This is a genomic window from Gammaproteobacteria bacterium (assembly GCA_024235095.1).
GTDB lineage: Bacteria > Pseudomonadota > Gammaproteobacteria > Competibacterales > Competibacteraceae > UBA2383.
This window is the reverse complement of record JACKNC010000001.1, coordinates 1,548,844-1,563,104: the sequence shown is the minus strand read 5'-3', so window position 1 is coordinate 1,563,104 and position 14,261 is coordinate 1,548,844. Positions and strand designations below refer to the sequence as shown.

Genomic DNA, 14,261 nt, shown 5'->3' with positions numbered 1-14,261 from the left:
TTCAATCTTCGCCTGGTCCTCTGATGGGAGAAGGGATTTGGGGAGGTACAGCGGGTTCTCGCGCTTCCAGCATGGCCAGGCGTTGCGCCAACCGGCGAATCAGCCGCTCCTGTCGCGAGCGTTCCATATCCATAGTCAGGATTTTGACCAGCAGCAGACCCAGCCCCAGAACGATGGCTAGAATCGGTGGGTAGCGAACGCCCAGGTACACGGCCAGATAGTCGAACAGTCGGGGAAAGAAACCCAGCGCAACAACCGTAGCGGCGGCGCCGATCCACCAAATGGCGTAAGGGCCGTGCAGATGGTCACGGCGCACCAGAAACAAAATGACAGCGGCGATAGCGATTCCCATCGCCATCGAAGTGATTTGATAAGTAATCATAATGTGGAGGATTAGTCGTCAGCCGGTGGCGAATGGTTATAGCCGACCCGGGCGATGCAGAGCAGGCTGGTTTGCAGCATGTATTTTCCCACGATCAACCAGGAGCGAAAGACGCGCGATGCGCCATTCGCACGGGCCTGCATCGGAACCGGCACCTCTACGGTTCGTAGTCCCTGGCGACGCAGGATCAGTAGCACACCGACGTCCTGATAATCCAGCAGGCTGGCTTCGCTGGAGGCAAGTACGTGCATGGCCGGTTGATTGTACGCGCGAAAGCCAGAGGTGATGTCTTCCAGCTTGAGTCCGGTCAGCCAGCGAAAGTAGCTCCAGGCGAAGCGTCGAGCGCGGCTGGCTCGCTCTGGAAATGCGCCGATGCTGACGTCGGCTTGCCCCCGGACGAGTGGTTCGAGCAGGGCGCCAATGCTGGCCGGTTCATGTTGACCGTCCGCATCGAGGGTGATGGCGGTGCGGTAGCCTTGCCGCAGAGCGTAGCGCAATCCGGTTTGAATCGCGCCCCATGCGCCGAGTTGAATAGTCAGCGGCAACACGATGGCACCGGCGTTTTGGGCGACTTGGGCCGTGGCGTCGGCGCTGCAATCGTCAATCACGACCACAGGACATTGCCACTGTTTCCGGACCTGGGCCACGATCTCGCCCACGGTGGCAGCCTCGTTGTGGGCCGGGATGAGGGCAATGAGGTGGTCAGCAGTGATCATAATATAGTGATGATAACATTCTCTTTAAAGTGCGGTACGATGACAATCAATGGATTCGGGGTGGACAAAGGCGAGGATTGTCCCGCCGATTTTCTGGCCAATCCGGTTATCATTCATGATCTGGAGGTTTGATGATGGCGTTTACAGCGCAACAACTGGCCGAGCGGATGCCGGACGCTCGGGAACTGCTTAGTGATGAACCGGAAATGGAAAGTACGCAACATTACCAACAACTGGCTTTGCTGGTCAGCCATCTGGAGTGGCGTTGGCGGGAGCGCAACGATTTTTTCATTGGCGCGAATCTGACGGTGTACTACACCCATCAGCAACTACGCCGTCGTGAATTTCGCGGGCCGGATTTCTTTCTGGTGCAAGGGGTAACGCGCGAGCCGCGCAATTCCTGGGTGGTTTGGGAGGAAGAGGGCCGTTATCCCGATTTGATCATTGAGTTATTGTCGGATTCCACTGCCTCGGTGGATCGCACCGACAAGAAAAGCCTGTACCAGAATATTTTTCGGACGCCAGAGTATTTCTGGTTCTCGCCAATTACCGGGGAATTCGCCGGATTTCGCCTCGTCGATCGGCAGTACCAAGCGATTCAGGCCAATGAGCGGGGCTGGCGGTGGAGCGCGGAATTGGGATTGTATCTTGGCCCGCAGGGCGGATGGTTGCGGTATTTTGACGCAGATGAAGGCTTGGTGCTGGGGCCGGAAGAAACGGCGCTGTGGGAGAGGGAGCAGGCAAGGCAGGAACGCCAGCGGGCTGAGCAGGAACGTCGGCGGGCCGAACAGGCTCAACGCGAGAAGGAGCAGGAACATCAGCGTGCGGAGCGTCTGGCGCAACGCTTGCGGGAGTTAGGCGTCAGTCCGGATTGATGTGATGGGTGGCCGACGGGCCAAATCCTATTAGCCTCACAGGCGTTTGCCCCGATTTTTTGTTCACTTTTCTCGAAAGTTGTTCAGGGAATGCCGATTTGGGTCAGAAAGATCGAATTTCGTTCAGGCAATTCCATCGCAGCGATTTCACAATGAAAGTCATGGACGCTCTGCTCTTCATTCGGTCAGTACCCTAACCTCTGAGAAAAGAGATTACCGCGAGATGTGATTGCAAACCGGCGTGGGACAGCTGTTGATAGTGCAGATACTCCTGCGATTAGGACGCAGATTACCAAATTGCTTCGATTTGCTGAAGAATTTTCAGAAAAGATCGACGCTCCTCCAAGAGAGAATATTGCTGCGCCATCTGTTGTGCTGATTTTAAAAAAAATTGCCTTTCATGAGATGACATATATAGAGCTTTTTGAACGGCGTTAAGCAAAGATTCAACGGTGTAAGGCGGTTGCAGGCAATTCTCCCCAGTCAGGCAAAATGTGCGATTGCCAATACAATCCGGACAAATTACCAGTGTTCCAAGAGCAAATCCTTCCAGAGCAGGTAGATAGAATCCTTCAGTAGCATGAGGCAAAAAAACAGTAATTTTGGCATCGCCCAAGCGTTGCAGAAAAACCGGTCTGGGCAGGGGCTGAGTCAACATTTCGACGCGTTGATCGGATACGTTCAAAAATCTGTGGATTTCGTTGGCCAAGACAGGCTGTTTAATTCCTACGATCAGGATATCGAGGTGACGAGCTTCCCAGGGTTTAACCAGCAATGGTGATTCAACAAGTTCGATGCCATTGGGTATGGTGAAGAGTGGGCCATTAACTCGCCCGGTGGCATGTAGCGCCTGGGAGACAGGTTCGCTGACGCAGATACGCACGGCTCGATGAGCAAGATACTGATAAAGCGGTTGGTCAGGATCAGCGTGGCGCACATGTTGGATCAGATTAATCACGGGTTTGGTGGGAGAATGGCGTTGCGCCTCATTGAGAACTGTCCAGTCCATTCCCGCCAAGAAAAGAATGCTTGCCTGTTCGGCATCCCAGATAGGCAACGCCTGCTGGCGGACCGGCAGCCACGGATTAGCATCATTCCAAACCGTATCAGTTGAAAAGGCGATACAAGGTTGATAGCGGTTCGAATAGCGTACATGATTGAAATAGTGCCAGACTTTTAAATGCCCTCCGGTGAAGCCACGAAAATCCCGATAGAACAATACCATTTGCTTCGATGTCATCGCATTTTTCCAGCGTCTCCAGTGCATCGCCTGAACCCGCGCCGACCATGCCGCCTGGATGCGCCTTAACCGCCCAGCCATGTATCCAAATCCATATTGAGATATTTCGCCAACTGTTCGATTTGCTTTTGGTACAACATCTGTAATGCCGGTTTAAGCGTAGGGCGCAGGCTGTAGCCAGGTCCGGCAAAAACCGGTACCTGGCAACCCCATTGGTGCAGTTGTTCCGGGACTTGTTGCGATACGCCGAGATGCTGAAAGCAGCGGTTTAGGAGCGATTCAGGTTCGGTGATGATCTGTTCGAAGCGTAAGATCAGTAGTTGTTCTTCAGAAAAAACCTCGCGCCAGGTTTGCAAACAGGTCTGGTAATCACCGCGCTGGCGTGAACCTGCGGAATGAAAATGATCAATGAACCATTGGTCGCTGGCTTCGTCGATCATCATTTCCGCCCGCTCCAGGGCCATCAACGCCGATGACCAGGCACGCTCGATAGGATTACGGATCAAGTAAATCAAGCGCAGGCAAGGTGCATAGCGATGGATTTCCTGAATCGTCTCGAGGGGCAACATGCCATAGGCAGGGGTAATTTCGCCAGCGACTGAAGGGGCGACAGGGACAGGCCGGATCAGGCAGCGGGTGATCCAGTCGACGAGTAGGAATGATTTTCGCGGATTTCGGTCGATGTGGACGAAACTGTTCAAGTAAAGATTAACAGCCGCCGCGTCATGTGGGCGATTCCAGAAGTGAACTTCCTTGCCGAGTGGAAATGTCACCTGTGGATGGTGATTAAGCTGCTCATACAGCCAAGTGGTGCCCGCTTTCTGGGCGCCGATTCCCAAAAAATGAAGCATGGGGTGTAATGGCCAGATAGTGAAAACAGTTTTCCTGAGAGGCAATGAAAAAGCCCGCGCAGAACGCGGGCTTGGCGCAAATTTAAACAACCTGCAAAATCAGTGCATTGGTAGATGCATGATTTTCAATAAGAAATCACCGAATATACGCATTGTTGACCACGAAAGACTCGTTCAACAATCCGCCAGCACTGTCGGTGCGATTGATCACAGCAAAACCTACCACAGGCAAAGCTGTCGCAGCATTCAGGAAGTTAAGCTGCATCCAGCCGTTTTCACCGGGCAGGTTAGCAGCCGGGATATTACCAGATAAGGCATTAGGCATCGGCGAACCCAGAACATTAGTCTGCGTAGCATCAGTAGCAGCGCCGAAAGTCAACACATTAACTTCCTGGCAAAGCGTGTTGCCCTCGGGGGTGGGCGCCGGTGAGAAGACCGGACCAGTAACTGGGCTGTACAGTTTCTCTTCCCGATTATAAATGCTGTAACTCACGGCATCACAGGATTTGCCAGCAAAAGCATTGGTGAATGGAGCACGGCCAGCAGGCAGACCGGGACGACCCGCAGCGCGGCCCGCAAACTCGTGAGTAGCCTCATCCACATAGAACCGCTTAGTCGGGAAAGTGACTATCTGATCAGACATAACCGTCCAAGGAGCGACTCCTGCAGGGAGATTAGCCCACTGGTTCACCACGCTGCTCCGCTGTAGCACAAAGCTGACTGCGTCAGCGCCGGTGGTAGGTGCATCAGTTGATACAGGCGCGCCGTTTGCCAGGAGCACCTCACCGGAGGTATTGGCAGAACTCAATTCCGGCTGATGGAACGAATCGGTATATACATTCCCAACCTGGGCAGGTGGCAATTGTGCGGTAATCAGGTTGGTGCCTGGCACCGGCGGCACCCAGAAATCAGCCAGAGTAACGGCTTCGCCACTGGCGTTCCAGCCACTGGTGGCGTTGACCAGACTGAAAGCGCCCTTCAACGGATTAACCGCGTAATTGGGGAAGGCCGCCCTAAGTCCGGCAATAGTCGTGCCGTTCAAACTGAAAGCATTGACGAGCGCCGCACAGTTGGCAGGAACGCCGGCTGCCGTATGCACCGCATCAGCAGCCAATCCGACAACTGGCGATGTGCCCATCATGATGACGCTGACATAACCTTCGCGCATCCGATCGGTGGTGATCGGGCCACCATCAGCGGCAGCGCCTGTATAAGCCAGCAAACCATTGGCTCCGCTGCCTTGGAAGAGCTGACCACCCGCCGGGATCGCTGGCACCGCGCAAGTCGTATCCGACGTCGAGAAGTTTGGCACATCCCCAGCACCGTTAGACAAGGTGCCATTCCATACGTCGTGAGGTGACAGGATTACGTTGAAGTCGAATACGTCGCGCGAGTTGTAACCCTCGTGGAAGCGCACCTTGATAGCTACCACTTCATCACTAGTGTTAGTGATGTTAAAGAGGGTGTTCCAACCAACGCGAGTCGTGTAGTAGGGGAAGATCAGCACCTGCCCCAGACCATCGGTGGCCAGGTTTACTGCCTGTACGGACGGCACCAGACTCATGCCACCCAGTATCGTACCCATTGCCAGGGCTAGTTGCTTCATCTTGAATTTCGCCATCTTTGGATGCTCCTAAGCAGGACAAACGAACAGAACAATCAGCTCGAAGTTCGAGCTAAACTTTTGACCAAATCACTGTTTCACCACATACCACCATTGCCCATCTTCATAAACCCAGGATTCTTGATCATGGGTTGCCATATCAACTGGCTGCTGGGATTGCGGAGCATAATACAAGATATGAATCTTGATGCCGACTGTTGCAGCCTTATCGTCTTCGAACTCGACTGAAACCACCTCAACACGTCGCCAAACGACCCGCCCATTGCCAAAACTGTGCTTGAAGGCATCAAGCGACGAAACCTTGCGATAAGCCGGTGAAGTGAATTCATAAGCTGCTGCAAAATCCCTGCGGATCAACGCATCCCATTTGGCGGCGACACGCTTTTCCACCGCTGCCCGTCGCGCAGCGTTTGCTTCAGTTGCCGTCGCCTCCCTAACTTCCTGATCTGGCTCAGAAACCGCCATCGCCGGCAAAAACAGCAGGGCGACGACCAAGCAACACATCAAATACACTATCGACCTCATGGAGTTAGGTGGACTTGATGAAAATGATTTGTGTGATTCGCGCAACAAGCTAACCGTTTTTTGCCACAATGTCAATCATAAAAGCATTATTTATCTGAATTTTATAACAAGTAAATAATTTAAAAAGTTTTTTTTTAACCTCATATTCAAGAATAGAAATACAACACCATCGAATTTTGCACCCTATTCCGAGCCGGATTCACTAATTCTCCATCGCATTAATACAACTTTATTTTCATAAATACAACTTTTTTGTAAAACAACAACCCATTTCGCAGGGTTCCATTCAAAATGATTTAGGTATAGACAAGCTAACCAGGAAAAGCAATGAAAATCCGGTGATCGCTTTCCCTTCTCCAGCTTTTGCTTAGAAATCGGGAAAGCAATCAATGAAACTGGCAAGGTCTATCACATCCATGTCGGCGACATTGAACAACCCTACCGTTTTAGCACACTGGACCAACTATTAGCAGATTTTGAAGCAACCATTCAACCCTACATTGGAGACTAACCCATGTTCAAAGCGATCATCATCCACTGGAACTGCATCGAGATGAGCGCCGTATATCTGTTTCCGACCTATGCCTGTAGCACCGAATCAGAGCAGAGTCAGCAGGGCCGATGAACGGGCCATCGGTAAAGGATCATACCAATTCTCATTATGTTAAATGACGTTACTGCTGAATCTCCCCCCTTAAAAAAGGGGGGCGGGAGAGATTTCGACAGGCCACGTTAATCCATGACATTCAGATCCCCCCTCACCCTCCTTTGCTAAAGGGGGAAATCCAGAGTTCAAAACTTACCGAGAAACGGTATTAGCTATCAATCGAGCAACCCCACGTCGGCGCATACAATATATGTTGCACTCCACCGGCCAAGAACAATGGACATAGCAACAACGACCCCCAACGCCAGCGCCTGGGCAAACCGCACCAACCCCAGGCAGCCAGCGGCGCCGCATACCAAGTCCAGTAACTCAGAATCCGCAACGTCCAATTTTGGTCGCGTAACCAGGGAGCGAGCGCCAGAAAGACCGCGCCAAAAGCCATCAGGATCAAACAGGATTCGACGAAGAACTCCAACTCCAGGCGGGATTCCTGACCAATCCTCCATAATCCCAACAGAAACAGTACAGCTAACAGGATATTTCCCCCCTGATACCAGGCGATTTGTCCCAGCTCGAGTCCTTGATAAAGATGGCCTAACCAGACGTATTGCCAAATCAAGGCCACAATAGCGCCGCCCGCCATCAGGCCGTGAACCCACGGCAGCGTAAGTCCAACGCGCAATTTGTGAACCCAGCGCGAACCAGTCCCACCGCGACGCAATCTGTGCAGCAACCATAATATCGCCGCCGCACCCAAGGCAAGCGCGCCAAAAAAACCACTCACATGAGCGCCTCGAATATGGTTAATGCGAATATCCAACCAAATTAGCGGATACCACCATAACGCACCCAGCGCCAAACAGCCCGCTAATCCCACCAGTAGCGCTGCAAGTGCTGGATAATCGGAATGACCTTGCACAAAACGCCGCGCCCAGAACCCGAAAACCAGGGCGGTCAGCACCACGAAACTCAGGGCATGGTAGCCAAAACACGCCAGCCAGACTAGAAAGAAACCAATACCGCAATATCCCTGCTTTCCCAAATCCCGATGCGCGATCCAGGCTCCGGTCGCAGCCAGTAACATGCCGAATTGCTGGGGCCGACCTTCCAGCCAGGAACCGATAAAGTAGCTACCGGCAAACAGCCAGGGCAGACATCGCCAGGCCCATTGCGCATCACCAAAGCTGAGCCGATACCACAGCCATAAACCCAGCGGCAAAATCAGGGTGCTGTTCACGACGGCCACCGCGATGACCAGTGCGCGAGTCTCCAGTCCAGTCCAGCGCCGCAGATCGAGAATCAATTCGACATAACCCGGCCCGGAAATGGGCCAAACCCCGCCCGCATCCAGCCAGTTAAAGATGTCCAGATAATTTTGCTCGTCCGTCCCGCAAATGGGATAGCCCAGCATAAACCGTGCATATCCAGCCAGCACCGCCGTCAGGATCAAGAGAGCCGAAAGAGAGAGATACGGTAAAAGCCGACTATCCTGTTTCATTCAATACAAATCCCGCAACGCCCCCAGCGCGTAACCCCGTTCATAGAACAACGGGCTGATGCGCCGCTCAATTTCGCGGAACGAAATTTCCCGATGCTGTTGAATCGATCGGCGCTTACAGCGCATGGCTGGAATGCCGCGCAGAAAATCCCGGTACAGGCGAAACACCACGCCCAACTTGCCCTTGATCGTGTATCGCAGCAAAATAGCGACATGCAGCACCAGCATCCAGGGCAGCTTCAGCAATAACACGCGAACCGGCGCATCCTTGACCAGCACAAACAAGGAATTGCGGATACCGTGATAGAGTACGAAATCACTGTTAGGACCGCCGCTGGAAATCGAACCCTTATGATAGACACGGGCCTCCTCAGCATAGGCCGCCCGGTAGCCGAGCAACACCGCCCGCCAGGCCAGGTCGGTATCCTCGGCATAGCAGAAAAATTCATCGTCGAAGTATTCCCCCGACACCTGATGGACCTGGCGCAGCAATTCGGCGGTATACAACGCGCAATTGCCGCTGGGGCCAAGCAGCGGATCGTCCAGCGACTTGCGGTTGGAAGCCAGTCCGCACTTGTAAAAAGTGATGCCCAGATTATCGATTTGCTCGCGGTCGGCGTATTTCATGACCCGCGCCGCGACCATTTCAATGCGTTGTGAACAATCGATGCGCGCCAGCATTTGCTCCAGAAAATCCGGCTCGACGACCGCATCGTTGTTCAGCAGCAGGAAGTACTCATAACGTCCACTGGGAATCAACTCCTCAAACAATCGATTATGCGCGCCAGTGAACCCATGGTTCTCGGGATAAGCGGTAAAGGCAATGCGCTCGGGATGGCGCGCCACATAATCGGTCAATTGCGCAACATCGCCAGCGCTGGAGCCGTTATCGATCAGGAAAATGTCAAACGCCGGCGCAGTAACCCGCAACAGCGAATCCAGACACTCTACGGTGTCAGCAATGCGCCGATAGTTGATGACGATAAGCGCGATCCTCCCGGTCATACGGCGGCCCCATGGGTCAGCGCATTTTCAATCCAGGTCAAGGTATCGCGCGCCTCGCGCCGGTGACAAAATTGCTTTGCCGTACTCAGGCCATTGGCGATCAGGCGCTGGCGCAGTACGGCGTCATCCAGCAGACGCAGGATTGCCGCCGCCAGTGCCAACGGCTGTCCCGGCGACGCTAGCAGCGCATTGTCTTCATGGCAGGCATAATCCAGAACGCCGCCCAAGTCGGTCAGGACACAAGCCACGCCGCAGGCCATCGCCTCCAAGGCGCAGCGCCCGAAGCCTTGAAACTCGGAGCCATCCAGGAAGATGTCGGCGCCGGAATACAGTTCGGCCAGCCGATCCTGGCGGATCACCAGTCCCTCGTTGCGAAATGCAAAGGGAATCAACTGCCGATCCAGGAACCTGTCGCCAAACAGCGCAATTTCGATATCCGGCCGCGCCTGTTTGACTTCAGTCAACGCTGCAATGGTAGTAGGAAAACCACGGCGCGGCGTGCCGGGCCGGGCCATCGCCAAAACGACCAGTGGCGATCGGCGCTGCGTTGTCCGGGGATAAAACTGGCCCAAATCCATGCCCAGGGGAATTTTGTCGCTGTCATGTCCTTTTGCCGCCAGCAAATCCCGCAGCCAGTCTGACATAACAATCCGATGCGGCAGAAGGGCGTAGGTGGCTTCGACCGTTCTGCGCTGGTCCGTTGCCATTTCCGGGAAAAACCAGGGTTCGTAGTCCTGAATGAGATAGGCCGCTGTGCGAGTCCGCCCACTTTTCCACAACTGATGCACCCATTCGGCGGTATTCCAGTGCGTAGCGAAGATCACATCGCTGTCAGGACATTCCGCCAGCAATTCCGCGATATTGCGGTAAATCAGCGGCTGGGTATACAAGGGGCGCCAGTCGTGAATCAGCGGGTCTTCATAAAGCGCGGCTACCCTCGCCTCAACGCCCAGCCGGATCAACTCATTCACCAGTTGCAGGATGGATAGTACGCCGCCAGCAACGACCAGCCGATCCAGAACATAGGTGACTCGCAACCGTCCCGGCAGGGTCAAGCGCTGTGTCAATTCCCGGCGTGGGCAAGGACGGCGTGCGGTCGCTAGTTGAAATACACGACGCAGGGCGATGCGCGCCAGGCGGTTAGCGGAACGCCGTCCCCGCCATTCCGCTAACCCTTCACGAGCGCCTTCCCAAAGAACCGGCAGCGGATCCCAGCGGGTAGGCAATGCAAAAAGTCGGCGAATCGACTTGAGTAGATCTGCACGACGGAACGCACGGAATTGCCGGCGATATTCCTTTCCCCAACGCTCATCAAACAAGCGTCGATTGCGCAGGTAACGAGTGTTACTGTCATTAAAAGAACCGCCGCCCCGGTGATAAACGTAGACATCCTCGGCAACCACGGTGCGGAAGCCGGCGGTGGTCAATCTCATGCAGAGATCCGATTCTTCACAGTAACCCTGTTCAAAAACCGGATCGAACAGCCCCACCTGGCGCAGGGCATCGCAACGCAACAGCAGGCAGAAACCGACCCCCGTCACGACGTCATGGCAGCGCCCTTGCCACCGGGTCGCTAAAAACGCATTCATCGCCAGATAACTGGCGCCTGGCGCCATCGGCAGGTCGATGTTATCGGCGCGGTTGCTGAGTGGATTGACCGCGGCAATGCGCGGATCGGATTCGGCGCAATTCAACAAGCGCTCCAACCAACCGGGACTCACCAATACGTCGCTATTCAGCAGCAACAGATAATCGGGGGAAGGACTGGAAGCGAGGGATGCGGCCATCATACGATTGCAGGTCGCCAGAAAGCCCAGATTCTCATCCTGCCGCTGTAACGTCATCCAGCATGAATGCAACAACGCCTCTTGCTCACGCAACCATGCGGCGGTCATTGAGTCGCTGGCGTCATCCGCGACCAACAACCGCGCATCACGGTGTGGCGTATAAGTCAGCGCCGCATCCAGGCAGTCACGCAAATGACTCAGGCCGTTATGAACCGGCAGGATGATGTCAGTGATCGGCATTCACAGTATTCCGAAGTCGTCGCGGTCTAGGGGCAGATTAATGTTGTAGTAGGGGTCGCCCTTTTCCAAAATGCCGGCATGCCGTTTTCGTATGTAGGCGATTTCCTGAATGAACCGCTGCTTTTTTTGCGGCGTGTCTTCATAGCCGCGTGTTTTGGATTCGTGATGATAGAGTTCGCAAAAAGGCGTGAAGACATTGAGATAACCCTGTTCGCGTAGGCGCAAACACAAATCTACATCATTAAATGCGACGGCCAGATGCTGCTCGTCCATGCCGTGCATGACCTCATAAAGCGATTTTTTGATCATCAGACAAGCCGCAGTCACCGCGCTCAGATTTTGAATAACCTGGAGACGCGCGAAATAGCCCGGATTACCAGCCTCCAAATGCCGGTGTGCATGCCCGGCAATACCGCCGACGCCGATGATCACTCCCCCATGCTGAACAGTATTGTCGGGGTAGCACAGCTTCGCGCCGACCGCGCCGACCTCTGGCCGCTGGGAATGTTCCAGCAGCGTTTCCAGCCAGTCCGGAGTAATAACTACGGTGTCGTTGTTCAACAGCACCAGATGTTCGCCGCGAGCCTGTTTCGCTACGAAATTGTTAATCGCGGCATAATTGAAGGGTACATTGTGATGAAGAAAACAAATGCGCTCATCAGCAGCGTAGCGCTCCATCAGGGCAAAGGTTTCGGGTTCCTCGCTATTATTGGAAACGCCCAGCACCTCGAAATTCGCGTAAGTGGTCTTTTCCATAATTGAATCAATGCACTGGCGCAGCAGGTCCGGATGATCGTGGAACGGAATCAGGATGCTGATCAGCGGTTGACCCTGGATTGCGCGCCTGACCCGATAAGTGCCGGGAAACCGGCTCAATAGCGCCTCACCGGCAATCTTGCGCCGCCGCAAGGTGTCTTCAATGGCCCGGCGGCCAGCTTCCCAGGCATAATGCTTGCTACTGTATTCAGCAGCAGTCGAACCCGGAATCATGCGCCAGTGATAAAGAACCCGGGGAATATGATGAATCCGGTCGGTGTAATCGAGCGCCCGCAACACCAGGTCGTGATCCTGCGAACCCTCGAATCCTTCGCGCACATAGCGCCCTTCCTCGGCAAGCTGATCCAGCAGTGTCTTCCGGTAAACGCTTAAATGGCAGATATAGTTGTTCGACAGGATCAGATCGGGAGAATAATCCGGTTTGAAATGGGGACCCAGACAATCGCCTTCCAGCGACAGTTTGTCTTCGTCGGAATAAATCAGGTCGGGATCGTGCTCGTTGATCGCCTTGACGACATGGTAAAGGGCGTCTGGCGTCAGTTCGTCGTCATGGTCCAGAAAAGCGATATATTCCCCTTCAGCCAAGGCCAGAGCCGCGTTGGAAGCGCCGGCAATGCCCCGATTGCTGTCCAGAAACTCGATCCTGATTTGCCGATCATCAATTTGACGTAGGAAAGCTGTGGTTTCCTCCTGGGTTGAACCATCGTCGGCAATGCAGATCTGCCAGTTTGAATAGACTTGCTGCTTGACGGATTGGATGGCTGCTTCCAGCCAACGCGCTTCGACGTTATAGACCGGCACAATCACGGAAATCAACGGTTGCCGGAGCCAGAAAACGATTTCTTTCCGACACTTCTGGAGATCAACCGGCTTTTGATAATTTTGATAATCCTTCGATAGAAGGCCAGGGATGTAAATGCGGTTGCCGCTGGCAATCTCATCGCGCCCGCGCAGTTCAAAGTGTTCAAATCCACTGGCGAAATCGCCGCGCTCAATGGCGGCCCGCACATCTGGATATTGCGCCAAGTAAGCTTTTTCGTCGAAATTTTCCTCGGTTAACGGGCTGTACTGACGACTCAGCCAGGATTGATAATGACGAGCGATATGAGCGAGATGGTCCTGCACCAGGAAAGTTCTTCGTAACAAACCCAGTTTGCGGCCCATCTCGGCGATGGCGAATCCCACCCGCCAGGTCAGCGACTCGAAGGTCACCTGCACGTCATGGTGCAGCGTTTCAAACAGCCGTCTGAGCGATTGCAGATCGTCCGCGTTCTTTTTCACCAGCGAATCCCTTTGCCGGAGCAACTCGCTGCGTTCCTGTAGCAGGGTCTCATAAGTGGCGAGCTGAACGATGCGTGGAGGAGCCGCCAAAATCTCGTGACTCAACTCTAGCTTCGATTCTCGTAGAGCCTCCCAAATCAGAATTTGATTCGGGGTCAGCCACTGCGGGTCGTCCTTTTGCTCCAAGGCGCGATGGTGTTGCAAATCGTTTTGCAGAAACGTCTCAATTTCCAGTTCGGTGGGCAGACGCAGGGATGAGACGCCAACACGACAAAGTGTTTCATACAGCGTCCTGACGGTTTTTACCGGTTGCGCCATCAGGGCTTCATAGCAGACTGAAAACCGGGGAAGACCAGACGAAACGGTCAACGCGCAGGCATTGTAGTGTTCCCAGAGGGTGATGCCAAAATGCAACGGAAAATCGTCACGCACGGCGAGCGAATGGGCGACCGCCAGCGGATGGCGGGCTACATGGACGCAAACCGGCGCGTCGAGCAGAGGTCGCCATAACGGCAACAATAGACAGAGTCGCGGATCTTTCATGACCCAGGGCCGGTGGCCGTTCAGGTCTTGCAGGATGCCGCGCGCGCGCTGCATAAATGTCTCGCGCAGTTCGGGACCGACACGCTCCATATCAACCGCGGAAACCCGATCCCAGTCGGCGTCCAGTCGCTCCAGAACGAATTCGTGAAGCTGGAGAACGTCGATTCGTTCCCAATAACCTTTTGGATTGTCCGGCGTCGCCGGCAACAGTTGTTCCTCAGGCGTCAGATAAGCGCCCATCAGGTTAATCAGACCGGTAACGGCGGAAGTTCCTGCGCGGTGCATGCCGAGAACGATGATTTGCATAGCG

Annotated in this window: 11 protein-coding genes; 1 reads left to right on the top strand and 10 read right to left on the bottom strand. The window is 54.2% G+C overall.

Features of this window, described 5'->3' with window-relative positions; genetic code table 11:
* Nucleotide 1: 1 nt before the first annotated feature.
* Both H6973_06915 and H6973_06910 read right to left on the bottom strand, forming a co-directional pair.
* Nucleotides 2–382: a DUF2304 domain-containing protein gene (locus tag H6973_06915; GenBank protein ID MCP5125360.1), complete on the bottom strand. Its 381-nt coding sequence runs from the start codon at nt 380–382 to the stop codon at nt 2–4.
* A gap of 11 nt (nt 383–393) precedes the next feature.
* Entirely contained in the window at nt 394–1,098 is a 705-nt protein-coding gene (locus H6973_06910; GenBank protein ID MCP5125359.1) for a glycosyltransferase family 2 protein, read from the bottom strand.
* Between the two features lie 134 nt (nt 1,099–1,232).
* Between H6973_06910 and H6973_06905 the strand changes: the two genes are divergently transcribed.
* Nucleotides 1,233–1,973 carry a Uma2 family endonuclease gene (locus H6973_06905; GenBank protein ID MCP5125358.1) on the top strand — a complete coding sequence of 247 codons (741 nt, stop codon included), beginning with the start codon at nt 1,233–1,235 and terminating at the stop codon, nt 1,971–1,973.
* 289 nt (nt 1,974–2,262) lie between these two features.
* Here H6973_06905 and H6973_06900 read toward each other — a convergent pair whose 3' ends face one another.
* The 8 genes from H6973_06900 to H6973_06865 all read right to left on the bottom strand — a co-directional run bounded on the left by H6973_06900 (nt 2,263) and on the right by H6973_06865 (nt 14,257).
* A complete protein-coding gene (locus H6973_06900; protein ID MCP5125357.1) occupies nt 2,263–3,294 on the bottom strand; it encodes a glycosyltransferase family 1 protein in 1,032 nt (343 codons plus the stop codon).
* Nucleotides 3,279–4,064 (bottom strand): sulfotransferase, encoded by a 786-nt coding sequence (locus H6973_06895; GenBank protein MCP5125356.1) that lies wholly within the window; start codon nt 4,062–4,064, stop codon nt 3,279–3,281. The genes H6973_06900 and H6973_06895 overlap by 16 nt, the downstream gene beginning before the upstream one ends.
* A 136-nt stretch (nt 4,065–4,200) precedes the next feature.
* Nucleotides 4,201–5,685, bottom strand: a complete 1,485-nt coding sequence (locus tag H6973_06890; GenBank protein MCP5125355.1) for a hypothetical protein — start codon at nt 5,683–5,685, stop codon at nt 4,201–4,203.
* 72 nt (nt 5,686–5,757) lie between these two features.
* Nucleotides 5,758–6,183 carry a hypothetical protein gene (locus H6973_06885; protein ID MCP5125354.1) on the bottom strand — a complete coding sequence of 142 codons (426 nt, stop codon included), beginning with the start codon at nt 6,181–6,183 and terminating at the stop codon, nt 5,758–5,760.
* Between the two features lie 845 nt (nt 6,184–7,028).
* A complete protein-coding gene (locus H6973_06880; protein MCP5125353.1) occupies nt 7,029–8,318 on the bottom strand; it encodes a hypothetical protein in 1,290 nt (429 codons plus the stop codon).
* On the bottom strand, nt 8,319–9,323 hold the full coding sequence (locus H6973_06875) for a glycosyltransferase family 2 protein (GenBank protein MCP5125352.1): 1,005 nt from the start codon (nt 9,321–9,323) through the stop codon (nt 8,319–8,321).
* Complete coding sequence (locus H6973_06870) at nt 9,320–11,350, bottom strand: glycosyltransferase (GenBank protein MCP5125351.1); 2,031 nt, start codon at nt 11,348–11,350, stop codon at nt 9,320–9,322. The genes H6973_06875 and H6973_06870 overlap by 4 nt, the downstream gene beginning before the upstream one ends.
* Nucleotides 11,351–14,257: a glycosyltransferase gene (locus tag H6973_06865; GenBank protein ID MCP5125350.1), complete on the bottom strand. Its 2,907-nt coding sequence runs from the start codon at nt 14,255–14,257 to the stop codon at nt 11,351–11,353.
* Nucleotides 14,258–14,261 lie beyond the last annotated feature (4 nt).

Excerpts from the sequence above, each read along its gene's own strand:
- H6973_06875 (MCP5125352.1), bottom strand. The coding sequence starts at position 9,323 with ATGACCGGGAGGATCGCGCTTATCGTCATCAACTATCGGCGCATTGCT.
- H6973_06910 (MCP5125359.1), bottom strand. The coding sequence starts at position 1,098 with ATGATCACTGCTGACCACCTCATTGCCCTCATCCCGGCCCACAACGAG.
- H6973_06895 (MCP5125356.1), bottom strand. The coding sequence starts at position 4,064 with ATGCTTCATTTTTTGGGAATCGGCGCCCAGAAAGCGGGCACCACTTGG.
- H6973_06880 (MCP5125353.1), bottom strand. The coding sequence starts at position 8,318 with ATGAAACAGGATAGTCGGCTTTTACCGTATCTCTCTCTTTCGGCTCTC.
- H6973_06870 (MCP5125351.1), bottom strand. The coding sequence starts at position 11,350 with ATGCCGATCACTGACATCATCCTGCCGGTTCATAACGGCCTGAGTCAT.
- H6973_06915 (MCP5125360.1), bottom strand. The coding sequence starts at position 382 with ATGATTACTTATCAAATCACTTCGATGGCGATGGGAATCGCTATCGCC.
- H6973_06865 (MCP5125350.1), bottom strand. The coding sequence starts at position 14,257 with ATGCAAATCATCGTTCTCGGCATGCACCGCGCAGGAACTTCCGCCGTT.
- H6973_06905 (MCP5125358.1), top strand. The coding sequence starts at position 1,233 with ATGGCGTTTACAGCGCAACAACTGGCCGAGCGGATGCCGGACGCTCGG.
- H6973_06900 (MCP5125357.1), bottom strand. The coding sequence starts at position 3,294 with ATGGCTGGGCGGTTAAGGCGCATCCAGGCGGCATGGTCGGCGCGGGTT.
- H6973_06890 (MCP5125355.1), bottom strand. The coding sequence starts at position 5,685 with ATGGCGAAATTCAAGATGAAGCAACTAGCCCTGGCAATGGGTACGATA.